Here is a 26,920-nt window from a genome sequence, read left to right as displayed (position 1 = left end):
CCACCCCGCCGTCGTAGTCATCGCGCGCAGCACGCAGGAGGCGATCGTCGTCAACCTCGACCGGCTGTACCCGCCCTGACCCGGCCCGGGGGGCCGGCATCCTCGACCGCCAGCGCGATCCCGCGATACGGCACAGCGAGCGCGCGGCCCGCCGCCAGCAGGGGTTCGGTGCTGCGCAATGCCCTGGCCAGTACGAACGCACCTTCAAGAGCGCCCACCAGCGCGACGGTCACCTCCCGCGCCGCGTCAGGGTCCAGCCCCCGCCCGACGAAGTACGCGGTGCCGCCGTCCAACCAGGCGCCGATGACCTCCGCCGCCGTCACTCGCAGGTCTTCGACGGTGCCGGCGGTTTCGGCGGCGACGCTGGCGACCGGGCACATGTTGACGAATCCGGTGCCCGCCATGTCTTCGGCCGCCTCGGTGAAGACCGCCTCGATGGCCGCCCCGAGATCCGTGTGCGGGTCGACCAGCGCCGGAATCAGCTGACCGTAGGCCGTGCCCGCGCTGATGAGCGCCTCGCGCGCAATCTGTAGCTTGCCGCCGGGAAAGTGGTGGTAGAGCGAGCCGATCGGCGCACCCGACGCGGCGACGATGTCCTTCATGACCACCGCGCCATAACCCTTGTGGCGCATGAGCTCGGCCGCGGCAGTCAGGATCGCTTCCCGGGTTGACCGTGCCATGCCGCCTCCGATCGACGTTTAGAGCCACGATTCTAGAACCGGCGTTCTGGCCGGCGGCATCCAGTCACCGCGGCACTGCCCCGATACGCCCGGGGACTGGGACTGCCTTGTGATCACAACGCGCGGCGCGCATACTAGAGCAAACGTTCTAGAGCCGTAGTTCTAGAAGCGGTCAGAAACGACATCGGAGGCTCACGTGCCGTCCATCGAGATCACCGCCGGAACCATCGAATACCGGGAAGAGGGCGACACGGACGGCCCGCCGGTCGTCCTGCTGCACGGACTCCTGATGAACGACGCGCAATGGGACCTCGCGCTGCCACACCTACCGCCGGGGTTCCGCTACCTGCTGCCGGTGCTGCCACTGGGCGGCCACCGCGTGCCGATGCGCGAGGACGCCGACCTCACGATGCGCGGGATGGTTGGCATCGTCGCAGACATGCTCGACGCGCTCGAACTCGACGACGTCACCCTGGTGGTCACCGATTGGGGCGGGCCGCTGTTCCTCACCGACATCGGCCGCGATAAGCGCGTCGCTCGCCTGGTCATCTGCCCGGCGGAGGCGTTCGACAACTTCCCGCCCGGATTGCCGGGAAAGATCACCAAGCTGGCGACGCTGACCATCGGAACCGCCGGACTCGCCATGCGCCAACTGCGGGTCCCCTGGCTGCGCGACCGCTGGTTCATGCTCGGACTGATGGCTAAGTATCCTGTGCCACAACATATTGCGGACTCCTGGCTGGCGCCGGGCATCGATGATGCGCGGATCCGCCGCGACCTGCTGCGCTACGCACACACCCGCCTCGACAGGGCCGACTTGATCCGCGCCACCGAACGGCTGACCGGTTTCGGCGGCGACACGCTGGTGCTGTGGAGTCACAACCGCGTCATGCCCGACGAGCATGCCCGCAGGCTGACGCGGCTCACGAATGCCACACTGCGCTACGTCGACGACGCCTCGGTGCTGATCATGCTGGACCAGCCCGAGCGCACCGCCCGCGCGATCGGGGCATTCCTGCGGGCCACGTAACAGCGGCCACGGTTGTTCACGATCCTCGTCGCCGACTCGGCGATGGCGGTGCGCCTCGGCTCGTTCGCCGGGGCAGCACCGCCAGTTCCCTTGGTGCGGAGCTAATTTCAGTCCTCGTCGAGCTGTGCCGCGACATCGTCGGGGATGTCGACGTTCGTGTAGACGTCCTGTACGTCGTCGCTGTCTTCGAGCGCGTCGATGAGCTTGAGCACCTTGCGGGCGCCGTCCAGATCGACGGGCACGGTCACCGACGGCTGGAAGCTGGCCTCGGCCGAGTCGTAGTCGATGCCGGCGTCCTGCAGCGCGGTGCGAACCGCGACCAGATCGGTCGGCTCGCAGATCACCTCGAACGCATCGTCGAGATCGTTGACCTCCTCGGCGCCCGCCTCGAGCACCGCCAGCAGCACGTCGTCTTCGGACAGACCGTTCTTGTCCAGGGTGACCATGCCCTTACGGGCGAACAGGTAGGAGACCGAACCGGGGTCGGCCATGCTGCCGCCGTTGCGGGTCATCGCGACGCGCACCTCACCGGCGGCCCGGTTGCGGTTGTCGGTGAGGCACTCGATGAGCACGGCCACACCGTTGGGCCCGTAGCCCTCGTACATGATGGTCTGCCAGTCGGCGCCGCCCGCCTCCTCACCGGCGCCGCGCTTGCGGGCACGCTCGATGTTGTCGTTCGGCACCGAGGTCTTCTTGGCCTTCTGGATCGCGTCGTAGAGCGTCGGGTTTCCCCCCGGGTCACCGCCACCGGTGCGGGCCGCGACCTCGATGTTCTTGATCAGACGCGCGAACTCCTTGCCGCGCCGGGCGTCCTTGACGGCCTTCTGATGCTTGGTGGTGGCCCACTTGGAATGGCCGCTCATGCCCTACGTACCTCTTTCACTGACTTCCAGTCCAGATGACGAGTCTACGTGCCGGTACGCGTTCGACCGAACCGCGCCGACCTCCCCAGCCCAGTGATTTCGGCGCGGTTATCGACGCTCAGCGCACGAAAGCGCGCCGAAATCACGCCAGGGACGGGACCATGGCCTCCACCAGGTGAGGCCCGGGCTCGGCGAACGCGGCGGCCAGCGCGGCGGCAAACTCCTCGCACGTGGTGGCCCGGCGCGCCGGCACCCCCATGCCTTCGGCCAGCTTGACGAAGTCCAGCCGCGGCCTGGTCAGGTCGAACAGCTGTGAAGCGGCCGGGCCGACCGTGCCGGCGTTCACCCGTTTGAGTTCCAGCCGCAGGATGTCGTACGCGCCATTGTTGAAGATCACCGTTGTCACGTCGAGGCCTTCGCGGGCCTGGGTCCACAGCGCCGAGACGGTGTACATCGCCGAACCGTCGGCCTGCAGGGACAGCACCGGCCGCTGCGGGGCCGCGACGGCGGCGCCGACCGCCGCGGGCATCCCGTAGCCGATCGCGCCGCCGGTCACCGTCAACCAATCGTGTTGCGGTGCACCGGCCGTCGGTCCGGTCAGCACGACGCTGGCGGTCAGCGACTCGTCGACGACGATCGCATCCTCAGGCAGCAGCGCGCCCACCACCTCGGCGAGGACGGCCGAGTTCAGCGGTCCGCTCGGCAGCGCTGGCCGCATCAGCGGATTCGCCGGTACCGGCACCCCAGGCGCCACGGTCTCCGCCAGTGCCGCAAGGGCCGCCGCCGCACCGCGCGGCCCGGCCAGCGTGTGCACCTGACAGCCCGGCGGAACAAGGTCGCTGGGACGACCGGGGTAGCCGAAAAACGAGACCGGCGACCGGGCACCGGCCAGAATCAGGTGTTCGGTGCCCGCCAGCTGCTGCTCGGCGCCCTCGGCGAAGTAGGCCAGCTTCTCGATGCGCGGAATGCCCGCCCCGCGCGTCCACCGCGTCGGGAAGGTCTCGCACAACCAGTTCGCTGCGGTCTGCGCGCAGATGCGCCCACCGTCGCGCATCCCCTCCGCCCCGGCTGCGTCACCACCGAGCAACAGCATCGTGCGTTGCCCGCCGCGCAACACCGCGGCGGCGGCCTCAACTGCATCCGTGTCGATCGGCGCGGGCGACGCCGCGGCAGGCGGGTCGGCCGGTTGCCCGCCGTCACTCCATGACACGTCGGCGGGCAGGATGAGGGTGGCGATCCCACCCTTGGCGGTGGCGTGCCCGATCGCCGAGGCGGTGTCAGCGCCGATGTCGGCGGGCCGCCCCGTCCTGCGCACCCAACCCGACACCGTGCCTGCCAGCGCGTCGATATCGGACTCCAGCGGGGCATCGAACGGCTTGTGGAACAGTGCGTGGTCCCCGACCACGACGACCATGGGAACGCCCGCGCGGCGGGCGTTGTGCAGGTTGGCCATCCCATTGCCCAGGCCCGGCCCCAGATGCAGCAGCACCCCGGCCGGACGACCGGCGATCCGCGCGTAGCCGTCGGCGGCGCCCGTCGCCACCCCCTCGAAAAGTGCCAGCACTCCCCGCATTTCGGGCACGGCATCCAGCGCAGCCACGAAATGCATCTCCGAGGTACCCGGATTGGCGAAGCAGACGTCCACGCCACCGGCCAGCAGCGTGCGCGTCATCGCCTCGGCGCCGGTCATCGGCGATTTCGGCGCGCTTATCGACGCTGAGCGCACGTCAGCGCGCCGAATTCACGTGGTCGACGAACAGCGCGTGGATGCGGCGATCACCGGTCATCTCCGGATGGAATGCCGTCGCCAGCATCGGGCCCTGCCGCACCGCGACGATGTGGGCGCCGGCGCGTGCGAGCACCTCGACGTCGGGCCCAACCCGCTCCACCCATGGGGCGCGGATGAACACGGCGTGCACCGGGCTGTTCAGCCCCTCGAAGGCGATGTCACCCTCGAACGAATCCACCTGGCGCCCAAAGGCATTACGCCGCACCGTCATATCGATCGCGTTCAGCGGGCTGGCCTGGCGGCCCGCCGCGCCCGCATCAAGGATCTCACTGGCCAATAGGATCATGCCCGCACAGGAGCCATAGGCGGGCATACCGTCGGCGAGCCGGGCGCGCAGCGGTTCGAGCAGTTCGAACTCGCGCAGCAGGTGGCTCATGGCGGTGGACTCCCCGCCGGGGATGACCAGGGCATCAACGGATTCGAGCTCGCCGAGGCGGCGAACCGTCGACGCCTCGGCCCCCGCGGCGCGCAGCGCGGCCAGGTGTTCGCGGGTGTCCCCCTGGAGAGCCAGCACACCGACGTGCGGGGCGGAGCCCCCGCTCACGGGACCGGCGGCGTGAAATCGCGCTGGTAGCGGGTCAATCCCTCCTGCACCACCGCCGCCACCATCTCGCCGTATTGGTTGTAGATCTTGCCCTGCGTCAGCGCACGACCACCGCAGGCCGACGGCGAGGACTGGTCGTAGAGCAGCCATTCATCGGCCCGGAACGGCCGCATGAACCACATCGCATGATCCAGCGACGCCACCTGCAGATGGTCCGTCTCCTGCGGATGGACCGACCACGCGGTCCCGAGCAGCGTCAGATCGCTCATGTAGGCCAGCGCGCAGATGTGCAGCACCGGATCGTCGGGCAGGGGGTCACGGTGTCGGAACCAGACCTGCTGCTGGGCGGCCTTGCCGGGATCGCGCGTGATCTGGTGGTGGGGCACCCGGCGCAGATCCCATTCCTGGAACGCCTTGAACGCCTCCGCGTCGAACGCCTTCATGCTGGTGACACCGGGCACGTCGGCTGGCTCGGGGGTCGGCGGCATCGTGTCCTGGTGGTGGATCCCGCTCTGGTCGGTTTGGAACGAGGCCGACATGTGGAAGATCGTCTCGCCGTGCTGCACCGCGCTGACCTGCCGCGTGCAGAACGATCCGCCGTCGCGCACCCGCTCGACCAGATACACGGTGGGCGTCTTGGGGTCACCCGGGCGCAGGAAGTAGCCGTGCAGCGAATGGACCAGAAAGGGCGGGTCGACCGTGCGAACCGCCGACACCAGCGCCTGACCGGCGACGTGGCCGCCGAAGGTGCGCTGTGCCGTCTTCGATTGGAGGCTGAACACACTCCCGCGGTAGATATTGACCTCGAGCTGCTCGAGATCGAGTATCTGCTCGATAGCCACTCGAAGAAACTACTACCAGCCTCGTTCCGCCAACCGATGCGGCTGGGCGATCTCCTCCACGTTGATGCCGACCATCGCCTCGCCGAGCCCGCGGGACACCTTGGCCAGCACGTCGGGATCGTCGTAGAACGTGGTCGCCTTGACGATCGCGGCGGCCCGCGCCGCGGGATCCCCGGACTTGAAAATTCCCGAGCCGACGAATACGCCCTCGGCGCCGAGCTGCATCATCATCGCCGCGTCGGCCGGGGTGGCGATCCCACCCGCGGTGAACAGCGTCACCGGTAGCTTGCCCGCCCTGGCCACCTCGGCGACCAGCTCGTAGGGTGCCTGCAGCTCCTTGGCCGCCACATACAGCTCATCCTCGGACAGCGACGTCAACCGGCGGATCTCGCCGCCGATCTGGCGCATATGCGTGGTCGCATTGGATACGTCGCCGGTGCCGGCCTCACCCTTGGATCGGATCATCGCGGCGCCCTCGGTGATCCGCCGCAGCGCCTCGCCCAGGTTGGTCGCACCGCACACGAACGGCACGGTGAACTTCCACTTGTCGATGTGATTCTCGTAGTCGGCGGGGGTGAGCACCTCGGATTCGTCGACGTAGTCGACGCCGAGGCTCTGCAGGATCTGCGCCTCCACGAAGTGGCCGATCCGCGCCTTGGCCATCACCGGAATGGTGACCGCCGAAATGATGCCCTCGATCATGTCGGGGTCGCTCATCCGCGACACCCCGCCCTGAGCCCTGATGTCGGCGGGCACCCGCTCGAGTGCCATCACCGCAACCGCGCCAGCGGCCTCGGCGATCCGAGCCTGCTCCGGCGTGACGACGTCCATGATGACGCCGCCCTTGAGCATCTCCGCCATACCGCGTTTCACCCGCGCGGTACCGGTCTGGTTGGTGTTGGCCGACCCGTTCTGCCCGACGGTATCCACAGCTATCTCCTCCACAGTGCGACCAATCCAGTCTAGTGGGGCCGCAAAATCAAATTGATCCGCAGCTCACCGGATGGACTGCACCGGCCGCGCCCCCGTGTCTGTCAGCCCGTTGGCCAGCCTGTTGGCCTCGGCGAGCAGTTCGCCGAGCTGAAGCGGATAGACGGTTTCCCCGCCGTCGGCCAGCGCGGCAATCGTCTCGGCGTCACACCACCGGTGACCGTGAATGTACCGGCGTTCCAGGGCGGTTTGACCCGACGGCGACGGATCGAACCGCCGGGTGCGGTGGATGAAGAACATCTCCTCGCTGCGGATGACGGTCGCATTGAACTCGAAGATCGCCTCGCGCCGCCACACCGGCCCGATCATGTCGACCGCCGTCGCGTGCAGCCCGGTCTCCTCCGCGAGTTCCCGCGCAGCGGCCTGCGGGAGGCTCTCACCCTCCTGAACCGCACCGCCGACGGTGAACCACCAGCGCGGCGCCTCGCCGGGATCGGCGGCAGGATCCGATCCGCACAGCAGCAGCACCGCACCCTCGCCGTCGAGCAGCACCACGCGCGCCGACGTTCGCCAGTCCCCCGGGACGTCGTCATGCCGCGGGTCGGCGGGTGAGGAGGGCCACGCGGAAGCACGCTCGACGATCTCGAAGTAGCTGGGTAGCGGCGCGGTGCCGCCCAGCCGCAGGATCCGCACCGCCGGCCGCTCCCGCAGCGCCAGGGTGTCGCGGACGGCGTCGTTGTGGAACCGGCGGGCCAGCAGCACCCTGGCCTCCGCGTCGGCCATCTCCGCGACCAGCGGCAGCGGCAACGACCCGGGCTCGACGTGGGCCAGCGCGGCGGACAGTTCGTTCTCGGCACTCTCCCGCGCCGCCCGCGGCGCCCGTTCGGCGGCGTCGGCCAACGCGGCCAGCCGCCTGCCTTGCGGCCCGCTGCCGAAGGCATCCACGGCGACCGCGCGCGCCACGACGGCGCGCCGAGCCAGTGCGCCGTCGAGCGCCTGCCAGGACAGGTCGTAGCGGACGTGCAGCCGGTCGAGCCGGTTGGCGGTCTGGAAGGCCCACCCGCCGACCAGCACCACCAGGGCGACGAGCACCATCAGTGCGATCACGACGACCCAAGTGATCATGCGACTACTGCGATCATCATGCGTCCCAGGTAGTCACTAGCTGGCCACCTGGACCTTCGCGCCGGATCCCGCGACGGTCTCGTAGACCCGCATGATCTGACGGGCCACCACCGACCAGTCGTAGCGACGCACCTCCGCCGTCGCCGCCTCGATGTACCGTCCCCGGGCGACGTCGTTATCCAGCAGCTCGATGAGGCCTGCGGCCAGAGCGGCGGAATCGTCGACCGCGACCAGCAGACCCGCCCTGCCGTCCACCAGCACCCGCCGGAACGCGTCGAGGTCGCTGGCCACCACCGCGGTGCCTGCTGCCATCGCCTCGACCAGCACGATGCCGAAGCTCTCCCCGCCGATGTTGGGCGCGCAGTACACGTCGGCGCTGCGCATCGCCGACGCCTTCGTGGCGTCGTCGGCCTGCCCCAGGAAATGCAGGTGCTTCGCCAGGTCGCCGGCCTTCTCGCGCAGCTCGTCCTCGTCCCCGCGGCCCACGATCAACAGCTCGATGTCCGGATATCGCTCGACCAGCGACGGCAGGGCGCCGAGGAGGACGGCCATACCCTTGCGCGGTTCGTCGAACCGGCCGAGGAAGAGCACCGACCTGCCCGGCCGCGGGTAACCGTCGAGCCGGGACGCCGAGGCGAACGATGCGACGTCGACGCCGTTGGGAATCTCCACCGCGTCGGAGCCGAGGGCCTCCATCTGCCAGCGCCTGGCCAGATCCGACACCGCGATGCGGCCGACGATCTTCTCGTGATAGGGCCGCAGAATGCCCTGGAACACCGACAGCGTCAGCGATTTGGTCGTGGAGGTGTGGAAAGTCGCGACGATCGGGCCCTCGGCGGCCTGCAGCGCCAGCATCGACAGACTCGGCGCGTTGGGCTCGTGCAGATGCAGTACGTCGAAGTCACCTTCGGCCAGCCATTTCTTCACCTTGCGGTGTGTGGCCGGGCCGAAGCGCAGCCGCGCCACCGAGCCGTTGTAAGGGATGGGCACCGCCTTGCCGCCCGACACGACGTAGTCGGGCAGATCGGCTCCCTGCGAGGACGGGGCCAGCACGCTGACGTAGTGGCCGCGCGCCCGCATCACCTCTGCCAGCTGCAGGACGTGGGACTGGACACCGCCTGGCACATCGAAGGAGTAGGGGCACACCATGCCGATCCTCATGGCGCGGATCCCGCGTCGTCGAGGCGCGCGCGCCGCTCGTCGGACAGATCGGCCAGCCACTGCGGCTGCAGCATGTGCCAGTCGGCAGGATGGGCGGCGATGTTGACGGCGAATCGGTCGGCCAGTGCCTGGGTGACGGCAGCGACGTCGCCCGACCCAGTGTCCAGCTGCGGGTAGACCCGGGTGCCCCAGCCGTCGCCGTCGAACCAGCAGTGCGCGGGGAACAGCGCGGCGCCTGTCGCGATTGCCAGTTTCGCCGGGCCCGCGGGCATCCGCGTCGGCTCGCCGAAGAAATCGACCTGCACACCGGTGCGGGACAGATCGCGCTCGGCCATCAGGCAAACCACCCGGTTGTCCCGAAGCCGCTCGCACAGCACGTCATACGGTGGCCGCTCGCCTCCGGAATGCGGAAGCACCTCAAAGCCCAGACTCTCCCGGTAAGCGATGAACCGGTTGTACATCGACTCCGGTTTGAGACGTTCGGCCACCGTGGTGAACTCGCCGTAGTTCTGCGTCAGCCACACTCCGGCCATGTCCCAGTTGCCGCTGTGCGGCAGCGCGAGCACCGCGCCCCTGCCGTTCTCAAGCGCAGCCCAGACGAACTCGATGTCGAGGACCGCCAGCTCTTCACCCAGTTTCTCGTGATCCATCGTCGGCAACCGGAACGCCTCCCGCCAGTATCGGGCGTAAGAGGCCAGCGAAGCATGAATGAGGCTGTTCGGCACCTCATCGGGTGTGAGCCCGATAACCCTGGCCAGGTTCTTCCGCAGCTGGGCGGGCCCTCCGCCGCGCGACGCGTACACCGCCCCGGCGTCGAATGCGCCGCGAGCGACCACGTCCGGTACCGCGCGGACCAGTTGCCAGCCCGCGGCGTAGCCCCAGCCGGTCAGATATCCGCCCCAGTCGGTCAGGTGCTCCCCGATCCCGATACGGCTGGTCCAGTTCACGGACCGCTCGTCTCGGGCTTCTCGCGGGGGTCGGCTCCGTCGCGGCCGGGTGTCTCCGGGGTGGCAGGCGACGGCAGCGGGTCCATCGCGGCCGGTGAGGTCCGCACGCTGTGCAGCCGCTGCAGCAGGGTGACGATGCTGGCCAGCGCCAGCCCCCACATCGCGACATGCAAGGCCCATGGCATCGGGAAGAACGGCAGATCCGAGAGCCCTGCGCCGACCAGCGCGATGACGAGTCGCTCGGGCCGTTCGATGATGCCGCCGTCACCGCGCAACCCGCTGGCCTCGGCGCGGGCCTTGATGTAGGAGATCACCTGCGAGCTGACCAGGCAGATCATCGTGGCCACCACCAGCGAGGTGCTGCCAAGTCCGAATGCGGCCCACCACAGCAGCCCGCAGAAGATCGCGCCGTCGCTGATGCGGTCGCACGTGGCGTCCAGAACCGCGCCGAATCTGGTACCGCCACCGCGTTCCCGCGCCATGGCGCCGTCGAGCATGTCGGCGATCACGAAGAATCCGACCACCAGCCAGCCCACGAACAGCTGCCCGACCGGGAACAGGGTCAGTGCGGCGATGACCGATCCGGCCGTCCCGAGGATCGTGATGCTGTCGGGGGTAAACCCGGCGCGCAGCGCGGCGCGGGCAAGCGGCTTGGAGAGTTTGGTGTAGGCCGCCCGGGTCATCAGGTAGAAGTTGCTCAGCGCTCCGCCCCCCGGTGCGGGGGCCGGCCCGCCTGGTCGGCCCATCCCTCGGCGATCAGCGCGCGGGTGTCGCGCAGCAGCTGCGGGATGATCTTGGTTTCGCTGATCAGGGTGATGAAGTTCGCATCGCCGCTCCAGCGCGGTACGACGTGCATGTGCAGGTGCTCGGCCAGCGAGCCGCCCGCCGACTTGCCCAAGTTGAGCCCCACATTGAAGCCGTCGGGGCGCGAAACGGCCTTGATCACGCGGATCGAGGTCTGCGTGAAGGCCATCAGCTCCGCGCTTTCGGCCTCCGTGAGCTCTTCGAGCTCGGAGACCCGCCGGTACGGAACCACCATCAGGTGACCGGGGTTGTAGGGGTAAAGATTGAGCACCGCGTATACCAACTCTCCACGGGCCACCACCAGCCCGTCCTCGTCGGGCAGCCGCGGGATGTCGGTGAACGGTTCCTTGGATACCGGGGACCCCTCCGTCCCCGGTGTGGCTGCGATGTAGTTCATCCGGTACGGCGTCCACAGCCGCTGCAGGCGGTCCGGCTGACCGACACCGCGGTCGACGACGACGTGCTCGTCCGAGCCTGTCGGCTCGTCACCACCGGTCACGTCATCACTCACGTGCCGTTGCCCACCTTGAGAAGTTCGGCTGAGGGAGCGGCGTTCTCGCGGTTGGCGATCCAGCTCGCGATGGCCTCGACGGCGTCGGCGCGCGGCACGCCGTTGACCTGGGTGCGGTCCCCGAAGCGGAAGCTCACGGCGCCCGCCTCGACGTCCTTGTCGCCGGCGAGCAGCATGAACGGCACCTTCTGGTTGGTGTGGTTGACGATCTTCTTGGCCATCCTGTCATCGCTGACGTCGACATCGACCCGCACACCACGCGACTTGAGCTGTCGGGCAACGTCGTCCAGATACGGGATATGTCCGTCCGCGACCGGGATACCCACCACCTGCACAGGCGCCAGCCACGCCGGGAAGGCTCCGGCGTAGTGCTCGGTGAGGATGCCGAAGAATCGCTCGATCGACCCGAACAGTGCACGGTGGATCATCACCGGGCGCTGCCGGGTGCCGTCGGCCGCGGTGTACTCCAGTTGGAAACGCTCGGGGAAGTTGAAGTCCAGCTGGATGGTGGACATCTGCCAGCTGCGACCCAGCGCGTCCTTGACCTGGACCGAGATCTTGGGGCCGTAGAACGCCGCACCACCCGGATCGGGCACCAGATCCAGACCCGACGCGGCGGCCACCTCGGCGAGCACGTCGGTGGCTTCCTCCCACAGTTCGTCGGAGCCGACGGACTTCTTCGGGTCCTTGGTGGACAGTTCCAGATAGAAGTCGGTCAGGCCGTAGTCGCCGAGCAACTCGAGGATGAAGCGCAGCAGCGACGCCAACTCGTCGCGCATCTGCTCACGGGTGCAGTAGATATGCGAGTCGTCCATCGTCAGGCCGCGTACCCGGGTCAGGCCGTGCACCACGCCGGACAGCTCGTAGCGGTACACCGTGCCGAATTCGAAGAGCCGCAACGGAAGCTCGCGGTAGGACCGCCCACGTGACCGGAAGATCAAGCAGTGCATCGGGCAGTTCATCGGCTTGAGGTAGTAGTCCTGGCCGGGCTTTCGCAGGGTGCCGTCCTCGGCGTACTCGGCGTCGAGGTGCATCGGCGGGAACATGCCGTCGGCGTACCAGTCCAGGTGGCCGGAGATCTTGAACAGCTCGGCCTTGGTGATATGGGGGCTGTTGACGAACTCGTAGCCGGCCTCGCTGTGCTTACGCCGCGAGTAGTCCTCCAATTCGCGACGGATGATGCCGCCCTTGGGGTGGAAAACCGCTAGGCCCGAGCCGATTTCGTCGGGAAAACTGAACAGGTCGAGTTCGGCGCCGAGCTTGCGGTGATCACGACGCTGAGCCTCCTCGATGAGTTCCAGGTGCCGGTCGAGGGCCTCCTGCGACTCCCATGCGGTGCCGTAGATGCGCTGCAGGCTGGCGTTGGCCTGGTCGCCACGCCAGTAGGCCGCCGATGACCGGGTCAGCTTGAACGCCGGGATGTACTTGGTGGTCGGGATGTGCGGACCGCGGCACAGGTCACCCCAGATGCGTTCGCGGGTGCGAGGATTGAGGTTGTCGTAGGCGGTCAGCTCGTCGCCACCGACCTCCATCACGTTCGGGTCGCCGGACTTGTCGTCGACCAGTTCCAGCTTGTAGGGCTCGGAGGCGAGTTCCTCGCGGGCCTCGTCCTTGGACGCGTACACCCTCCTGCTGAACAGCTGCCCGTCCTTGACGATCTGGCGCATCTTCTTCTCCAGCGCCGCCAGATCCTCTGGCGTGAACGCTTCGGCCACGTCGAAGTCGTAGTAGAAGCCGTCGGTGATCGGCGGCCCGATACCCAGCTTGGCATCGGGGAACAGATCCTGCACCGCCTGCGCCAGCACGTGGGCAGCCGAGTGCCGAATAACGCTGCGGCCGTCATCGCTGTCGGCGGCCACCGGAATCACCTCGACGTCGATGTCCGGCGCCCAGGCCAGGTCGCGCAGCTTGCCGTCGGCGTCACGCACGACGACGATGGCGTCCGGCGCGCCGCGGCTCGGCAGGCCCGCGTCGCGGACCGCCGCCCCTGCGGTGGTCCCGGCAGCGACCCGGATCGGGGCTGCTGGGACGGGGCTGGCGGCGGGGCTCATTGTTGACTCTCCAGTGGTCGGCACATCAGAACGCGACCATGCTATCGGTGCCGGTGGTCAGGCCCCTAGACCGATAGGGCTCTTCAGCCACGCCCATTCGATGCCAACCAGGTCGGCTCCGAAGCTGAGCGCACCCAGCAGCCACAGCGTGGCGAAGACGACGGCTGCGGTGAACGCGGTTCCCACACCCTTGACCGCGATGTGCTGGCGGCCGAACCAGGCCATGAAGGCGTCGTATTTGGCCCGCGCGTACTTGAGCACACGCTGGGCGAACAGGAACTCGGTGGCCAGAATCGCCAGGCCGAGGAACACGATGGCCCAGCCGGGGCCAGGGTAGGGAATCGCCACGATGCCGACGGCCAGCACCATCAGCCCGACGACGCCGACAATCAGCCGGTACACCGAGTTGGCGACCCGCCGCTCGCGCAGCCGGTGACGCCACCGTGCCCAGCGGCTTTTAAGACCCGAGGCGATCACGGCTGCCCCTGCCGCAGCGTGACGAACAACGCCTCGGCCTCCGCCAGGACCGTCTCGCCGTCCAACAGACGGCCGGCGACGAAGATCTTGCGGCCCTCGATGCGTTCGAAACCCGATTCGACCTGCAGCTTCTTGTCGATCGGGACGACGTTGCGGTAGTTCACGTGCAGATAGGCGGTCCGCTGGGAACGGCTACCCGTCGACGTGAAGGCCGTGTACCCGAGCACCGAGTCGAACAGCAGCGCCACCGCGCCACCGTGGGCGGCGCCGTTGCGGCCCAGGTGGTAGCGACGGAACCGGGTCTGCCCGGTGACGCCCCCGTCCGTGCGGTGGAGCCGCATCGGCACCTGCAGGATGTTGCCTCGGTTGGGCAGGTCGAAGCGGCGGCCCGACGGAGACGACCACTCGTCGGCGTCGTACGGCGCGATCAGCTTCGACACCTCCTCGATCAGCTCGGCCGCCCTGGTGATCACGTCGTCGGGTGCGTCGGCCGCCCGGACGTGGTCCTGCAGTGTGCGCACCGCCGCCACGAACCGCCCGTAGTCCGGACCTCCGCGGGTGGTCGGGACGGGCGGGTTGAACCCGCCGCCGGGGTGGGCGTCGGTCGATGTGGTGGCCACGCGCCCCACCGTATTGCCGATGGCGGCATCCGTCAGCACCGGCGGATCGATGCCACGCGTCCGGCCGGATCGCGGCGGGTCGAGCGCGGGCGGCATGACTCGAACGTACGCCTGCGGTGGAAGCGTCGACATGATGCGCATCGATTGCCACCCACGTGCAGCGCATCGTCGCCGATCGATATCCCAAGGCCCTGTGACGGGCCAGCCAAGTCCATAAGATTCGCGCTGTGCCCGGCAGAATCTCGCTGCGTCGCGCTCGGTCGGTGTTCGACGCCGAGTTCGCCGCGATCCGTCGGCGCGACCCGGACGTCGATGCCCGCGACATCACCGCGTTCACGTTTCCGCTGCTGGCGCGTGCAGCCGGTGTGCTGGCGATCGGCCTGGTGCCGCTGCTGGTCGTACGGGCGGGCGGAACAGCCGATGCGCTGCTGGTGCCGCTGATCGGGTCGTTCGCCCTGACGATCGTGTGCACGGCCGTGGTGGCGTGGCTCGGCTCGATCGTGATCTCCGGGTTGGTGGTGATGATCCTGTACCGCACGCCCCCGACGGCGTCGTCGTCGGTAGTGGCGCGCATCCTGCGATCCTCGTTCCAGCGGATCGAGGATTCCACCTCCCGCGTTGCGCTGATAGCGCTGGTGGCCGGCCTGCTGTCGCTGGCTATCGGACTGCCGACCCGCCACGGCGACGAAGAGGCGAACTCGGTCATCGAAGATTTGCTGGCCGCCCAGGTGGGAGTGCTGCTGGTGGCACTGGGTATCGCCTTCGTCGCCGAGTCGATTCGCTCGGCCGCGGACATCGTCGACGACCAGTCGCTGATGCTGGCTTGGCCGTGGGCGCTGGTCATCGCTTGCCTGAGCTGGATGCTGGCGACGATGATCGGCCCGTTCGAGACCACCAGGATGCTCACAATCCTGTTGAACGAATGGCTGCCCGCGTCCGTCGACGGGGTCCCGCGGAGCACGTTGATCGGCGATCTGGTTCCGGGGGCCGCACAGTGGTGGGCGGCCTTCGGCCCGCTGCCCTTCATCGCGATGATCTGGGCGTTCGAGGTGTGGCGTCATGGCGGATTCGGCGCCGTGCGTGACTTTCTCGCCGACGACGGCGGGGCAGCCGTCAGCCGGCCGCCGTAGCGGTTGGGCTCCCGTCGGCTTCTTCGTCGAACGACCCGTCGGATTCCGCGCGCGCGGCGACGTCGAGTTGGTACGACAGGATCGCCAGCGTGAACAGCCCGATGGACAGGTTGATCAACGCGGCGAATCCCTCGGTGGCGAAGTCCACCAACGCATTGAGGAAGGTGAAGATCAGCGCCGCGTTACGCAACCATCGCAGCGGCCAGAGGCTCGTCGTGCGCCGCCGCGCGATCATCGCCGGCACCGCGATGCCGGTCGTCAGCGCGGCGCTGATCAGCAGGATGACCGAGGCGGGGCTGAGGCCGTCGAGCTTGAGCGTCACGTGGCGGTCCTGGTAGAAGTAGCCGCCCAGGGCGATACCGAGCAGCCCGAAGAACAAGCCGCCCACCGCGCCGACGACGATCAGCCAACCGACCACCGGCACCCAGCGCGGGCTGCGGAAGAAGCCGGGGATCAGCCGCGGCGCCCACCGCTGCAGCCGGTAGAGCCGGTCGGGGGCGTGGCCCGCCGACAGCAGCAGCGCCCGGATGTAGTTGGCCTCGGCGCCATCGGCGCCCTGGGCGCGGGCGCGCTCGACGAGGGCCAGCCCGATCTCGCGGCGCCGCTGTGCCAACCCCCTGGCGACGCCGTCGGCGGCGATGCCCGCCGCCGACGCCAGGCATTCGTGGGCGCTGAGCGGTCGAAAGTCACGCACGATGCGGCCGCCCACCAGGATGATGACCACCAGGATGTACATGATTTCGGCTGCGGGTCCATAGAAATAGTCGTTGTCCTTTGTGACGAACTTGCCGACCTCGTCAAGGAACAGCCCGAACCCGATGCCTCCCAGCACCACCGCGAGCACGCGAGCGCCCAGACCCAGCATCAGCCACCCGATGAGCAGTGCCAGCATCATCAGCGCTCCGCCGTACAGGGCATGCGCGATGTGCAGGTTGCCGCCGCCGATCTGCGGGTAGCCGGTCAGCTGCAGATAGCCCCTGGTGAGCAGGATGGTGGCGATCGCGATGAGCACGAACGCCTCGGCCGCACTTGATCCGGTGGCGCTGCGGGTGATCGCCCCCCTGCCGTTCGCCTGTGGGTGTTCGCCTGCGCCGCTCACAGTACCTCCGCTCCGTTCAGCGGTTAGCCTTGAACAACGTAGCGGAGAACGACGATCGGACGGACCGGTGAGCGATCCTGTAGGGGTGGAGTCAACCCATCTTCGAATCGCCGAGATCGTGCACGAACTGCACAGCAGGCACGACGCCGACGCCGACACCGTCATCGCCGAGTTGGTGGAGCACGCCGCGGTCGAGATCCCGGGTGCGGAGTACGCCGGTGTGACCGTGACCCGCAACGCACGGCACATCGACACGCCGGCCGCCACCCACAAGTGGCCCGTCCTGCTCGACGAGATCCAGCAGCGCCACCGCGAGGGACCCTGCCTGACCGCGGCGTGGGAGGAAATGACGATCCACGTCGCGGACCTGGAAACCGACCACCGGTTTCCCCTGTACCGCCGGGATGCGTTGGAGCAGACGCCGATTCGGACGATCATGGCGTTCCAGTTGTTCATCGCCGGCGAGACGATGGGTGCGCTCAACGTATACGCGGAGAAGGCGCATGCGTTCACCCCGCAGTCCCGCGAGATCGGTCTCATCTTCGCGAGTCATTCGTCGGTTGCCTGGAACTCGGCCCGCCGCGACGAACAGTTCCGGCAGGCGCTGTCCAGCCGCGACACGATCGGCCAGGCCAAGGGCATGATCATGGAACGCTATGGCGTGGACGCGGTACAGGCCTTCGGGCTGCTGCGAAAGCTGTCGCAGGAAGCCAATATCCCGCTCATCCGGATTGCCACCGAGTTGATCGGCAAGGCCCAGTCCGCCCGCTAGGCCCGCCAGCCCCACCGCGGCAAGCCCCTCACCCACCACCCGCGAGTGTGCGTGTTTGCACGCAACACGCCGGCGATCTGCGCACAAATGTGCACGTTCGCGCGGTGATCGAGGTGGGGAGGATGTCAGGAAAGCCGCGACGTCGGCGAATCGAACGCCTAAGCCTTGCGCGCACCTAAGGCTTTATCGTCCGCACGAGGAACTCAGTCTGATCGGCGACCGCTCGCTCCCGGTCCTCACCCACGTAGATGTCGACGTGGCCGATCGGGTAGCGCATGATCTCGGTTCGTGCCCCGCGCGCGGCGAGCTTGGCCGTGCGCTCTGCGGGCGCGACCGAGTCCCGGTCGGCGATCCAGAACAGCGCCGGGCAGGGGAGCTTCGCCGCCTTCAGACCCGGGCGGTACATCCCCATCCGCCGCCCGATCCGCGCCGCCACGCGGTTGTCCCATTGGACGTCGTCGGCCGAATGCTCGACGAGCATCGTCAAACCGGTCAGCGCATCGTCTGTGGTCAACACGCACCAATCGAAAGGCTATGAGCCAACACACAGAAGGCGGTAAGCCACCAACCAGTATGTGGACGACGGTGGGTGACGATCACCCTCACCACACACACGGGGCACGGGTGCCCCGGGCGGGCCGAGCGGGGCACCCGACCGCGCGGCAACGCAAGCGCCAGAGCTCACGCGGCGAGGCCGAGCGTGGTCCGCAGCCATTCCAACACCGGCGGCGCTACCTCGGGCACGGCCGACGCTGCGATGATCCAGTGCGGCAGCCCCGGATGTACCTGATGCTCCGCGCCGTATCGAGCAGCGATGCGACGGGAAATCCATTGTGCGACATTACGATCCGATCCAGCACTGACGCACAGCACCGGGCACTCGACGGCCCGGGGGTCGACCCGTGTCGACGGCGCGCCGAGGGACATCGCACGAAAGACCCGCCCCGAGTCGCGCACGAGCCGGGGCAGCAGCGCATCCTGTTCGGCCCGCGGCAGGGTACTCAGCGGCACCTCACGCATGGTGCGGGCGGACGGGATGAACGGCCGCCCCGCCAGGATCCGCGGCAAGAGTGGCATCAGGTGCGGCAACGCAGTCGGCTGCGGCCACAACACACCCGGAGGGATGGAGGCAAGCAGCACCGTCGCCCGTGGGCACCGGGCCGCCGCGACCTGCTGCGCCAGCAACCCGCCCATGCTGTGGCCGATCACGATCGGCGCGACCGGCAGCCCGTCGTACGCGGCGAGCGCCACGTCGAGACACTGCCGGATACCCGTACCGGCCAGCACCTCGTCGCTGGTGGGATCGCGTCCCGGCAATGCCGGTGCGTGGCATTCGAATCCGGCGTCGGCAAAGAACTCCGTCCACGGCGCCATCAGCGATGGTCTGCCGAAAACGCCGTGGAGGAACAAGATCGGTGGTTTGGCGCTCGATTCGTCCGGCACAAGGGCCAGTATGCCCCGCGCGCCAACGGCTCCAACTCAAGCGACCGCCACCCCTGGTGTCAGGGTGGAGAGCCGGTAGTCGGTGGGTTCGGGTGCGCTGGTGGGCCATTGGGCGATCAGCCAGCGTTGCGTTAGTGAGCCGTCGTCGTTGCGGGGGATGTTGCGGTTGGCCGGGCGTAGCCGCAGGACCAGAAATTGTGAGCTCATGACCGCGGTCGGATTGGCCGGGCGGGTCTTGGTCCCGTCCCGCCAGGTCACCGTGGCGGCGGCATCCGCCCCGGCGGCCAGGCAAGGTGCTTGAGACTGATCGGTGGCTGTGGATAGGCGGGTGCCGGTGGGCGGCCGCGGTAACCGGTGCGGGGTGGTTGCACCGGGACCATCGCCGGGCTGGGCGCTGGTGGCGGCCTTGACCGCCACCACGTAGGGGAGTCCCGGTCGGTCAGGGCGAGTCGCAAGGCGGTGGCATCGCCGTAGCCGGCATCGGCAACCACCGGCGGCGGTGCGCGGCCCCAGGTGATGAGTTCATCGATCATTTCCAGGGCCATCTGCCACTTGCGGCGATGATGCTCGCTCTCGGGGATCGCCGCGCGGCCGCGCCGGGTCGCGATCCGGGCACGCTCATCGGGGTCCTCGGTGCTCGCGGCAGCCGCGTGACACACGGCGAATGCGGGCCGTCCTTGGCGAAACCTGTGTCATCAAGCACCCAGGCCTGCGGCCTGATCAGATCGCAGGCCTTGCGCGACAACACCTTGCGCACCGGAACGACGTCCCACGGTGATGTGGTGACGAATTGCTGCAACCGTCGGTGATCTATCTGCAGACGGGCCGCCATGGGCTGCATCGACTTTCGGCGGCCATCGAGCATCAACCCTCGCGCGTACAGCCCCGCCTTGGTCCGTTGATCACTGCGCGCCACCGATGAGAACACCTCGCCAACAAAACAATCCAATCATTGACTGACACGAGCAAGTCCAGCATCGTCCACCCAGGGCCGAGGCCCGAAACCGTCGGGCTACAGGCCGCTCGGGTACGTCTCGGGAACCTCACCCCGGTGCCACACGCTGGTCGGCTCCAACGGTTCGAGGGCACGCGTGCGCTCGATGTGGATGATCGCGTCGAACTGATCGGCCGGCCGCACGTGGTAGTAGTGACTCTGCCGTTCGGTCGCCGGAAGATAGATCACGCCGATGGCGCGGCCGAGCCGAACCACCGACAGCGGTTCCTCGGCGGCGCGGCTGATGCTCGCCGACACCAGGAAGGCGGGCCTTCCGACCTCGTGGAAGAGTTCTTCGACGCTGCCGTTCAGAGCCGGCCGGATCAGCTTGCGCTCCGCGACTCCGCCCCATTCGCCTGCCGCGGTGACGGTGCCCGTGTACGTGCTGAATCCGATCAGGCGGCAGTCATCGCCGTAGCGTTCGCGCACGAGCTGGCCCAGGGTGAGCTGGCCGTCGGCCCCGACGTCGGTGGCACGGGCGTCACCGACGTGAGAATTGTGTGCCCACACCACGATTCGCGCAGCTGCAGTCCCGCCCTGGCCATCCAGATGGGCCAGCAACTCCTGCAGGGTCTGGGCCATGTGATTGTCCCGCAGATTCCACGAGGTGACGCGGCCGCCGAACATCGCGCGATAGTAGACCTCCGCGTTGCGCACGGTCTGCGCGTTCTGACGCGCGTAGAACGCCTCGTCCTCGGCCAGTAAGCCATCGCGGCGCGCGACGTCGACCGCATTGCGCTGCATCTCGACCAACTGATCGATCGCCTGCCGCTCGCACGACAGTCCCGCGCCGAACGCGGCGGCGAATCCATACGCCTGGCCGTCGTCGGCCGAGGTGTGGTCGAAGCAGGCGTAGCGCTCGCGGGCCCGCGCCGCCGCCTTGGGATCGACCTTGTCGAGATAGGAGATGACCTCGCGCATCGAGCTGTGCAGGCTGTAGAGATCCAATCCGTAGAACCCGGCCTGGGGTTGCCGATCGGCGCGGCGATGCTCATTGTGCCGATGCAGCCAGTCGACGAAGTCCCGGACCACGACGTTGCGCCACATCCAGGCCGGGAAGCGTTCGAACCCGCTCAGGGCCTCATCGGAGGTGGTGTCGCCACCGAGGCCGCGCACGTAGCGATTCACCCGGTAGGCGTCGGGCCAGTCCGCTTCCGCGGCAACGGCACAGAACCCCTTCTCCCGGATGAGCCATTTCGTGATGTCCGCGCGCGCTTGGTAGAACTCGTGTGTGCCATGCGACGACTCACCGATCAGCACGATGCGGGCGTCGCCGATCAGTTCCTCCAGCGCCTCCGTGGGTGGTACACCGTCCGGTGCGTCGACGGCGGCTCGCCGCAGTATGTCGGCGGCGGTCTCCTCGGTGCGCAGGGCGGTGGCGGGGGGCCCGGTGGTGGAGGCGGAAAGCAGTTCCCGTACCTCCGCGTCGCTGACCTGGCTGAAGTCCCAGAACGATTCGCCGACGGCGCGGAAGGGTGTGGGCATGGACGCACACACCAGATCGTCGGCGATCCCGGCGAACTGCCGGCAGGTCGATTCCGGCGCGGCCGGCACCGCGATGACGATCTGAGCGGGTTCGGCCTCGCGCAGGGCCTGGATCGCGGCCAGCATGCTTGCGCCGGTGGCCAGCCCGTCATCGACGAGGATGACCGTCTTGCCTGCCACGTCGACCGGCGGGCGGCCGCAGCGGTAGGCGGCCTCGCGCCGCAGCAACTCGCGTCCCTCGCGTTCGGCGACATCGCGCAACTGCTGCGGGGAGACGCGCAGCGCGCGCAGCACGTCGTCGTTGACTACGACACGACCGCCGCTGGCCAGTGCACCGACCGCGAACTCCTCATGGCCCGGCGCGCCCAGCTTGCGCACGATGAAGGTGTCCAGCGGTGCCCCCAGCGCCGCGGCGACCTCCCAGGCGACCGGCACTCCCCCGCGGGCGAGGCCGAGCACCACCACGTTCGGGTTGCCACGGTACGCGTTCAGCAGGCCGGCCAGTACCCGACCCGCCTCGCGCCGATCACGGAAGACACGCCTGGGCGAACTCCGCTTAAGACCATGCGTCGACGTCATCGTCTTCTCCCATTCGTGGTGTGCGACATCAGTGCAGCAACGTGACAGCCTCGTCCGTGGCGTCCTGGATATCGTCGGCAGTCAGGCTGAGCAGCTTGCGGGCCAGATCTGAAAGTCCACGCGCCAGCGCCAGTTCGTCGCCGATGTCCGCAACATCGCGGTCGGCTGGATTGCATCGGGCCAGGCCGACGCCGACGTATTCGGTGCCCCGCCAGAGCAACCGCACCTTGGCCCGGGTGCGCCCGTCGTCCTCGTCGATCGACACCCCGATTGTGATGTCCTTATGCGAATGGCCCGGCTGCTGCGTGCTCATCGCGCCTCCTCGATCGATGAACGTCCTCGGTGTAATGCGACACCGTCCGCCGACCGATCGGTAGGGACCGAAGTCCCCAGCTTGCGAGGATTCTGTCGGACGCACCGATCCGGGGACTACCGGCCCTAGCGCTCGGACGCCACGGGGAGCAAGGTCGGCCGAATGGGGCGGCACAGGCGGCGCACGGGCCTCCGGCGAGGCAACCGGACCGGCCGGCAGTCCGCTGCGGGGAACGGCAAGCCATGACCGGCGCGATGATCGACGTCGCGGGGCTGGGCCGGTTGGTGTCCGAACTGATCGACCGCGGGTACCGCGTGATCGGTCCGACGTTATCGGACAACGCGGTCGTGTTGGCCGAGCTCTCATCGGCCGACGATCTGCCACGCGGCTGGGGTGTCGACGTCGGCCCCGGGCACTACCGGCTGCGCCACCGCGACGACGATGCGGTGTTCGGGCACTCGTCCGGACCGCAGTCGTGGAAGCAATTCCTGCACCCCCCGCGGCAAATGCTGTTCTCGACCGCCGAGGCCAGCGACGCCGCCGCCGCGGACCGGGCAGTTGACCGCCCGCGGTACGCGTTTCTCGGGGTCCGCGCGTGCGATCTCGCGGCGATCGCCACGCTCGACGGAGTCCTCGGCCGCGGCATCCATCCGGACCGCGACTTCACCGACCGGCGGCGCCGGGTCTTCATCGTCGCGGTGAACTGCACCGAGCCCGGCGGCCTCTGCTTCTGCGCCTCCATGGGCACCGGGCCGGCCGTAGGTCCCGGCTATGACCTGGCGCTCACCGAGCGAGTCGATGCCGACGGCCGCCGATATCTCGTCGACGTCGGCAGCGACATCGGCGCCGCGGTGCTCGACTCACTCCCGCGGCGGTCCCCCACCGGGCCCGAGATCGATTCTGCACGAAGCGATGTCGCTCAGGCTGCTGAGAAGATGGGCCGGCAGATGCCGCCGGGCGACCTGCGCGACCTACTGATCCGGTCTCGCGAGTCCCCGCACTGGCAGGAGGTCGCCGACCGCTGCTTGACCTGCGGCAACTGCACGATGGCTTGCCCCACCTGCTTCTGCACCAGCGTCGAGGATGTCACCGACCTCACCGGCACGAACGCCGAGCGCTGGATGCAGTGGTCCTCATGCTTCGAACCCGACTTCACCTATATCCACGGCGGCAGCGTCCGTCAATCCGGCGCGTCGCGGTACCGCCATTGGCTCACCCACAAGCTGGGTAGCTGGCACGATCAGTTCGGCACCTCGGGATGTGTGGGCTGCGGACGCTGTATCGCGTGGTGTCCCACCGGGATCGACATTACCGAGGAAATGTGGACGTTGTCCGATCTCGCGCGCAATCTACCGGCGAAACGTGGCGGATCCGGCGATGACTGAGGCCACCGTGGCTCCGTCGGCGGCCTCGGCGATGACTCCGGTCCCCTACCTCGTGCGCGACCGCGTGGTGGAGAACCGTGATTCGGCAACGCTGCGCCTGGAACCTGTGCGCGATCGGCTGCCTGCGCCACGGCCGGGCGAGTTCATGATGCTCTACGCGTTCGGCATCGGTGAGGCGGCGATCTCGGTCAGCGGCCTGACCAGCGGCACCGACCCGATGATCAGTCACACCGTCCGCGCGGTCGGAGCCGTCAGCCGGGCGCTGCATGACGCGTTGCCCGGCACCGTGATCGGGGTGCGCGGACCGTTCGGCACCAACTGGGGGCTGGCCGAGGCGGCCGGTCACGATCTCGTCATTGTCGCGGGCGGCGTCGGCTTGGCGCCGCTGCGGCCCCTCGTGCTCGCGGCGCTCGCCGACCCGGAGAGATTCGGCCGCGTCACGCTGATCGCGGGAGCGCGGTCACGCGACGACTTCCTGTTCCGTGACCAGCTCGCCGACTGGGCGAGCGGCGGCGGCATCGAGGTGCACCGGACGGTCGACATCCCGATTCAGGGTTGGACCGCAGAGGTCGGGTTGGTTACCGACCCCCTCCGGAGGCTGCCGATCCGCCCTGATCGCACCACGGCGTTTCTCTGTGGCCCGGAACCCATGATGCGGGGCTGCGCCGAGGTGCTGATCGCAAAAGGAATGGGCGCCCGAGACATCCGGCTATCCCTGGAACGGAACATGCAATGCGGCATCGGTTGGTGCGGACACTGCCAGCTCGGCCCCCTGCTCTTGTGCCGCGACGGGCCGGTGGTCGGTTATGACGTCGCCGCGGCCTTGCTGCGAGTCGATGAGCTCTAGATGAATCCACCGAGCCTGGCTGTCTGGAAATTCACGTCCTGCGACGGATGTCAGTTGTCCCTACTCGACTGCGAAGAAGACCTGCTCCACATCGCCGAGCGGGTGAGGATCGCCGTTTTCCTCGAGGCTTCGAGTGCCACCGTCGGCGGCCCCTACGACATCTCGCTCGTCGAAGGATCGATCACTACCGCCGCTGAAGCCCGGCGCATTCGTGAGATTCGCGATCAGTCAACGGTTCTGGTGACGATCGGCGCCTGCGCGACGGCGGGGGGCATTCAGGCGCTGCGGAACCTCGCCGATGTCGGGGAGTTCGCGGAGACGGTTTACGCCACACCCCAGTACATCGACACTCTGGCGACCTCGACGCCGGCATCGGCGCACATAACCGTCGACTACCAGCTCCAGGGCTGCCCCATCGACCGGGGTCAACTCCTCGATACCCTCGCCGCGCTGCTGGTCGGCCGCAAACCACGGCTGCCCGCCAAAACGGTGTGCACGGAGTGCAAGCTGCGGGGCGTGACCTGCGTGACGATCGCCGAGGGAATCCCTTGCCTCGGCCCGGTCACCCACGCCGGGTGCGGGGCATTGTGCCCGTCGTTTCACCGCGGCTGCTATGGATGCTTCGGTCCCGCTGCGGCGCCCAACACCGGCGCACTGATCCCGGTGATGCGTCGCGACGGAATGGCCGACTCCGAGATCGAGCGGGTGTTCGCCACGTTCAACGTCACCCGGTTCGCCACGGAAAGGAACGACCGGTGACGCCTCGAACGCGCACCCTCTCCGTCGGCGCCCTGGCCCGGGTGGAAGGCGAAGGTGCCCTGCACGTCGCGCTTGCCGACGGGGCGGTGCAACACGTCGAGCTGAACATCTATGAGCCGCCCCGGTTCTTCGAGGCGTTCCTGCGCGGGCGCCACTCCCGCGAACTGCCCGACATCACAGCCCGGGTATGCGGCATCTGCCCGGTCGCCTATCAGGTCAGTGCGTGCAACGCGGTCGAAGACGCGTTCGGGGTCACACCCGATCCCGGCGTGGTGGCGTTGCGGCGGCTGCTGTACTGCGGGGAATGGATCCACAGCCATGCGCTGCACGTGTTCCTCCTGCACATGCCCGACTTTCTCGGGTACCCGGACGCGATCGCACTGGCCAGGGACCGGCCCGCGGTGGTCGAACGCGGCCTGGCACTGAAGAAGGCGGGCAACGCCGTGATGGAGCGGATCGGCGGGCGGGCCGTCCACCCTGTCAACGTGCGGCTGGGCGGCTTCTACTCGGTACCGGGCCGCACCGACCTCGAACCCGTCGCCGAGGTGTTGCGCCGAGCGCTTGACGACGCGCTTGAAGCGGTTCGGCTGGTGTCCGGCTTCGACTTTCCCGACGTGGAATACGATCACGAACTTCTCGCGCTCACCCACCCGTACCGGTACGCCATCGAGAACGGCACCCTGCGGCGAAGCGCTGGACCCGGGTTCACGGCGGCAGAGTTCGGTGACCACGTGGCCACCGCCCAGGTCGCTCATTCCACCGCCCTGCACGCGGCGCTGGACGGGGGGCGCTATCTCACCGGGCCGCTGGCCAGGTACTCGTTGAACTCCGATCGGCTCACCCCGGTGGCCCGGCAGGCCGCCGCGGCGGCGGGGCTCGGCCCGACATGCCGAAATCCCTTTCGCAGCATCGTGATACGCGCGGTCGAGATCGTGTATGCGATCGAGGAGGCACTGCGCATCATCGACGAGTACGAACCGCCATCGCGGCCATTCGCCGACGTGCCGGTGCGCGCCGGGACCGGTCACGGCGTCAGCGAGGCACCCCGCGGGGTGCTCTATCACCGTTACGATTTCGACGGCGACGGTTTCGTCCGCGCTGCCACGCTGGTGCCACCCACCGCACAGAACCAGGGGGCCATCGAGCACGAGATGGCGCAGGTGGTGGCGGACAATCAGGCGATGGACGACGCGGCGCTCACCGCCCTGTGCGAGCGGTCCATCCGCAACCACGACCCGTGCATATCCTGCGCGACGCACTTTCTCTCCCTGAATATCGAACGCCGTTGAACCGCTTGGTCATCGGGATCGGAAACGGCTGCCGGCGCGATGACGCCGTCGGGCTGGTCGTGGCCGATGCGGTGGCCGCGCTCGGACTTCCCCATGTCGACGTGCTCACCTCCACCGGCGAGCCCACGGCGTTGCTGGACGCCTGGACCGGTACACCACTGACCGTCGTGGTGGATGCGGCGGCCGGCGCGGCGGCGACACCCGGACGGCTGCGGCGCTGGACGCCGGGCGAGGCCCCCGGACCGAAGCTCGTCAGTTCGCACGGATTCGGCCTCGAACAGGCGCTGGCACTCGGGACGGTTCTGGGACGGCTACCCCGCAGGCTGGTGATCTTCGCCGTCGAGACGGCCGATGTCAGGCCCGGTGTCGGTCTGACGCCCGCGGTGGCGGCTGCTGTGCCGGATGTGACCGCGGAGATCGCCGCGGAGTTGTCGTTGCCGCGCTGAGCCAG

29 protein-coding genes and 2 pseudogenes are annotated in these 26,920 nt (G+C 68.4%); 9 read left to right on the top strand and 22 right to left on the bottom strand.

Features of this window, described 5'->3' with window-relative positions:
* Positions 1 to 4: 4 nt before the first annotated feature.
* A pseudogene (locus ADBZ6K_RS00460) lies at positions 5 to 79 on the top strand (cupin domain-containing protein); the annotation flags it as partial.
* Here the strand turns inward: ADBZ6K_RS00460 and ADBZ6K_RS00455 are convergent.
* Entirely contained in the window at positions 51 to 680 is a 630-nt protein-coding gene (locus ADBZ6K_RS00455; protein ID WP_526343865.1) for a TetR/AcrR family transcriptional regulator, read from the bottom strand. The pseudogene ADBZ6K_RS00460 and the gene ADBZ6K_RS00455 sit on opposite strands and share 29 nt — an antisense overlap.
* A gap of 196 nt (positions 681 to 876) precedes the next feature.
* Between ADBZ6K_RS00455 and ADBZ6K_RS00450 the strand changes: the two genes are divergently transcribed.
* A complete protein-coding gene (locus ADBZ6K_RS00450) occupies positions 877 to 1,710 on the top strand; it encodes an alpha/beta fold hydrolase (protein ID WP_526343864.1) in 834 nt (277 codons plus the stop codon).
* 107 nt (positions 1,711 to 1,817) lie between these two features.
* On the opposite strand, the gene ADBZ6K_RS00445 is transcribed toward ADBZ6K_RS00450, so the two are convergent.
* From ADBZ6K_RS00445 to ADBZ6K_RS00385, 13 genes are all read right to left on the bottom strand, one after another.
* Positions 1,818 to 2,573, bottom strand: a complete 756-nt coding sequence (locus ADBZ6K_RS00445; protein ID WP_526343863.1) for a YebC/PmpR family DNA-binding transcriptional regulator — start codon at positions 2,571 to 2,573, stop codon at positions 1,818 to 1,820.
* A 142-nt stretch (positions 2,574 to 2,715) separates the two neighbouring features.
* Positions 2,716 to 4,263, bottom strand: coding sequence for an acetolactate synthase large subunit (locus ADBZ6K_RS00440; protein ID WP_526343862.1), 1,548 nt, complete (start codon positions 4,261 to 4,263; stop codon positions 2,716 to 2,718).
* A 37-nt stretch (positions 4,264 to 4,300) separates the two neighbouring features.
* Positions 4,301 to 4,906, bottom strand: a complete 606-nt coding sequence (pdxT, locus tag ADBZ6K_RS00435; protein WP_526343861.1) for a pyridoxal 5'-phosphate synthase glutaminase subunit PdxT — start codon at positions 4,904 to 4,906, stop codon at positions 4,301 to 4,303.
* Positions 4,903 to 5,748 carry an acyl-CoA thioesterase II gene (gene tesB / locus ADBZ6K_RS00430; protein WP_526343860.1) on the bottom strand — a complete coding sequence of 282 codons (846 nt, stop codon included), beginning with the start codon at positions 5,746 to 5,748 and terminating at the stop codon, positions 4,903 to 4,905. The genes pdxT and tesB overlap by 4 nt, the downstream gene beginning before the upstream one ends.
* 12 nt (positions 5,749 to 5,760) lie before the next feature.
* The gene (pdxS, locus tag ADBZ6K_RS00425; RefSeq protein WP_526343859.1) at positions 5,761 to 6,678 is read right to left on the bottom strand and encodes a pyridoxal 5'-phosphate synthase lyase subunit PdxS; all 918 of its coding nucleotides are present in this window, start codon (positions 6,676 to 6,678) and stop codon (positions 5,761 to 5,763) included.
* A gap of 66 nt (positions 6,679 to 6,744) precedes the next feature.
* Positions 6,745 to 7,803 carry an NUDIX hydrolase gene (locus ADBZ6K_RS00420; RefSeq protein ID WP_526343858.1) on the bottom strand — a complete coding sequence of 353 codons (1,059 nt, stop codon included), beginning with the start codon at positions 7,801 to 7,803 and terminating at the stop codon, positions 6,745 to 6,747.
* A 36-nt stretch (positions 7,804 to 7,839) separates the two neighbouring features.
* Positions 7,840 to 8,964 carry a glycosyltransferase family 4 protein gene (locus tag ADBZ6K_RS00415; RefSeq protein ID WP_526343857.1) on the bottom strand — a complete coding sequence of 375 codons (1,125 nt, stop codon included), beginning with the start codon at positions 8,962 to 8,964 and terminating at the stop codon, positions 7,840 to 7,842.
* Positions 8,961 to 9,875, bottom strand: coding sequence for a phosphatidylinositol mannoside acyltransferase (locus ADBZ6K_RS00410; protein WP_526344326.1), 915 nt, complete (start codon positions 9,873 to 9,875; stop codon positions 8,961 to 8,963). The genes ADBZ6K_RS00415 and ADBZ6K_RS00410 overlap by 4 nt, the downstream gene beginning before the upstream one ends.
* Positions 9,876 to 9,907: 32 nt before the next feature.
* Entirely contained in the window at positions 9,908 to 10,612 is a 705-nt protein-coding gene (gene pgsA, locus ADBZ6K_RS00405; protein ID WP_526344325.1) for a phosphatidylinositol phosphate synthase, read from the bottom strand.
* Positions 10,609 to 11,214, bottom strand: coding sequence for an ATP adenylyltransferase (locus ADBZ6K_RS00400; RefSeq protein ID WP_526344324.1), 606 nt, complete (start codon positions 11,212 to 11,214; stop codon positions 10,609 to 10,611). The genes pgsA and ADBZ6K_RS00400 overlap by 4 nt, the downstream gene beginning before the upstream one ends.
* Before the next feature lie 8 nt (positions 11,215 to 11,222).
* Positions 11,223 to 13,277, bottom strand: a complete 2,055-nt coding sequence (gene thrS, locus ADBZ6K_RS00395; protein ID WP_526343856.1) for a threonine--tRNA ligase — start codon at positions 13,275 to 13,277, stop codon at positions 11,223 to 11,225.
* Positions 13,278 to 13,334: 57 nt separating this feature from the next.
* Positions 13,335 to 13,754, bottom strand: a complete 420-nt coding sequence (locus ADBZ6K_RS00390) for a TIGR02611 family protein (protein ID WP_526343855.1) — start codon at positions 13,752 to 13,754, stop codon at positions 13,335 to 13,337.
* A complete protein-coding gene (locus ADBZ6K_RS00385) occupies positions 13,751 to 14,470 on the bottom strand; it encodes a PaaI family thioesterase (protein WP_526343854.1) in 720 nt (239 codons plus the stop codon). The genes ADBZ6K_RS00390 and ADBZ6K_RS00385 overlap by 4 nt, the downstream gene beginning before the upstream one ends.
* A 131-nt stretch (positions 14,471 to 14,601) precedes the next feature.
* Between ADBZ6K_RS00385 and ADBZ6K_RS00380 the strand changes: the two genes are divergently transcribed.
* A complete protein-coding gene (locus ADBZ6K_RS00380; RefSeq protein WP_526343853.1) occupies positions 14,602 to 15,504 on the top strand; it encodes a hypothetical protein in 903 nt (300 codons plus the stop codon).
* Here ADBZ6K_RS00380 and ADBZ6K_RS00375 read toward each other — a convergent pair.
* Positions 15,488 to 16,603 carry a hypothetical protein gene (locus ADBZ6K_RS00375; RefSeq protein ID WP_526343852.1) on the bottom strand — a complete coding sequence of 372 codons (1,116 nt, stop codon included), beginning with the start codon at positions 16,601 to 16,603 and terminating at the stop codon, positions 15,488 to 15,490. The two genes, ADBZ6K_RS00380 and ADBZ6K_RS00375, sit on opposite strands and share 17 nt — an antisense overlap.
* A gap of 67 nt (positions 16,604 to 16,670) precedes the next feature.
* On the opposite strand from ADBZ6K_RS00375, the gene ADBZ6K_RS00370 reads away from it, so the two are divergent.
* Entirely contained in the window at positions 16,671 to 17,375 is a 705-nt protein-coding gene (locus ADBZ6K_RS00370; protein WP_526343851.1) for an ANTAR domain-containing protein, read from the top strand.
* 175 nt (positions 17,376 to 17,550) lie between these two features.
* Here ADBZ6K_RS00370 and ADBZ6K_RS00365 read toward each other — a convergent pair whose 3' ends face one another.
* The 7 genes and pseudogenes from ADBZ6K_RS00365 to ADBZ6K_RS00335 all read right to left on the bottom strand — a co-directional run bounded on the left by ADBZ6K_RS00365 (position 17,551) and on the right by ADBZ6K_RS00335 (position 22,189).
* Positions 17,551 to 17,892, bottom strand: coding sequence for a hypothetical protein (locus ADBZ6K_RS00365; RefSeq protein WP_526343850.1), 342 nt, complete (start codon positions 17,890 to 17,892; stop codon positions 17,551 to 17,553).
* Between the two features lie 164 nt (positions 17,893 to 18,056).
* The gene (locus ADBZ6K_RS00360) at positions 18,057 to 18,818 is read right to left on the bottom strand and encodes an alpha/beta hydrolase (protein ID WP_526343849.1); all 762 of its coding nucleotides are present in this window, start codon (positions 18,816 to 18,818) and stop codon (positions 18,057 to 18,059) included.
* A 36-nt stretch (positions 18,819 to 18,854) separates the two neighbouring features.
* Complete coding sequence (locus tag ADBZ6K_RS00355) at positions 18,855 to 19,025, bottom strand: hypothetical protein (protein ID WP_526343848.1); 171 nt, start codon at positions 19,023 to 19,025, stop codon at positions 18,855 to 18,857.
* A gap of 47 nt (positions 19,026 to 19,072) precedes the next feature.
* Positions 19,073 to 19,477, bottom strand: coding sequence for a transposase (locus tag ADBZ6K_RS00350; RefSeq protein ID WP_526343847.1), 405 nt, complete (start codon positions 19,475 to 19,477; stop codon positions 19,073 to 19,075).
* A 44-nt stretch (positions 19,478 to 19,521) separates the two neighbouring features.
* Positions 19,522 to 19,734 (bottom strand): annotated as a pseudogene (locus tag ADBZ6K_RS00345) (transposase); the annotation flags it as partial.
* A gap of 96 nt (positions 19,735 to 19,830) precedes the next feature.
* On the bottom strand, positions 19,831 to 21,876 hold the full coding sequence (locus ADBZ6K_RS00340; protein WP_526343846.1) for an erythromycin esterase family protein: 2,046 nt from the start codon (positions 21,874 to 21,876) through the stop codon (positions 19,831 to 19,833).
* Positions 21,877 to 21,904: 28 nt separating this feature from the next.
* Positions 21,905 to 22,189, bottom strand: a complete 285-nt coding sequence (locus ADBZ6K_RS00335; protein WP_526343845.1) for a dsRBD fold-containing protein — start codon at positions 22,187 to 22,189, stop codon at positions 21,905 to 21,907.
* Positions 22,190 to 22,431: 242 nt separating this feature from the next.
* On the opposite strand from ADBZ6K_RS00335, the gene ADBZ6K_RS00330 reads away from it, so the two are divergent.
* Genes ADBZ6K_RS00330 through ADBZ6K_RS00310 form a run of 5 tightly spaced genes read left to right on the top strand, consistent with a single transcriptional unit; the run spans position 22,432 to position 26,915 of the window.
* On the top strand, positions 22,432 to 23,574 hold the full coding sequence (locus tag ADBZ6K_RS00330) for a 4Fe-4S dicluster domain-containing protein (protein WP_526343844.1): 1,143 nt from the start codon (positions 22,432 to 22,434) through the stop codon (positions 23,572 to 23,574).
* A complete protein-coding gene (locus ADBZ6K_RS00325; protein ID WP_526343843.1) occupies positions 23,567 to 24,421 on the top strand; it encodes an FAD/NAD(P)-binding protein in 855 nt (284 codons plus the stop codon). Before ADBZ6K_RS00330 ends, ADBZ6K_RS00325 begins: the two co-directional genes overlap by 8 nt.
* The gene (locus ADBZ6K_RS00320) at positions 24,422 to 25,180 is read left to right on the top strand and encodes an NADH-quinone oxidoreductase subunit B family protein (protein WP_526343842.1); all 759 of its coding nucleotides are present in this window, start codon (positions 24,422 to 24,424) and stop codon (positions 25,178 to 25,180) included.
* A complete protein-coding gene (locus ADBZ6K_RS00315) occupies positions 25,177 to 26,469 on the top strand; it encodes a Ni/Fe hydrogenase subunit alpha (RefSeq protein WP_526343841.1) in 1,293 nt (430 codons plus the stop codon). The genes ADBZ6K_RS00320 and ADBZ6K_RS00315 overlap by 4 nt, the downstream gene beginning before the upstream one ends.
* A complete protein-coding gene (locus tag ADBZ6K_RS00310; RefSeq protein WP_526343840.1) occupies positions 26,466 to 26,915 on the top strand; it encodes a hydrogenase maturation protease in 450 nt (149 codons plus the stop codon). The genes ADBZ6K_RS00315 and ADBZ6K_RS00310 overlap by 4 nt, the downstream gene beginning before the upstream one ends.
* Positions 26,916 to 26,920 lie beyond the last annotated feature (5 nt).

Origin of the sequence: Mycobacterium sp., assembly GCF_044223235.1 — a bacterium.
Classification (GTDB): Bacteria; Actinomycetota; Actinomycetes; order Mycobacteriales; family Mycobacteriaceae; genus Mycobacterium.
This window is presented reverse-complemented; position numbering and strand designations above follow the sequence as displayed.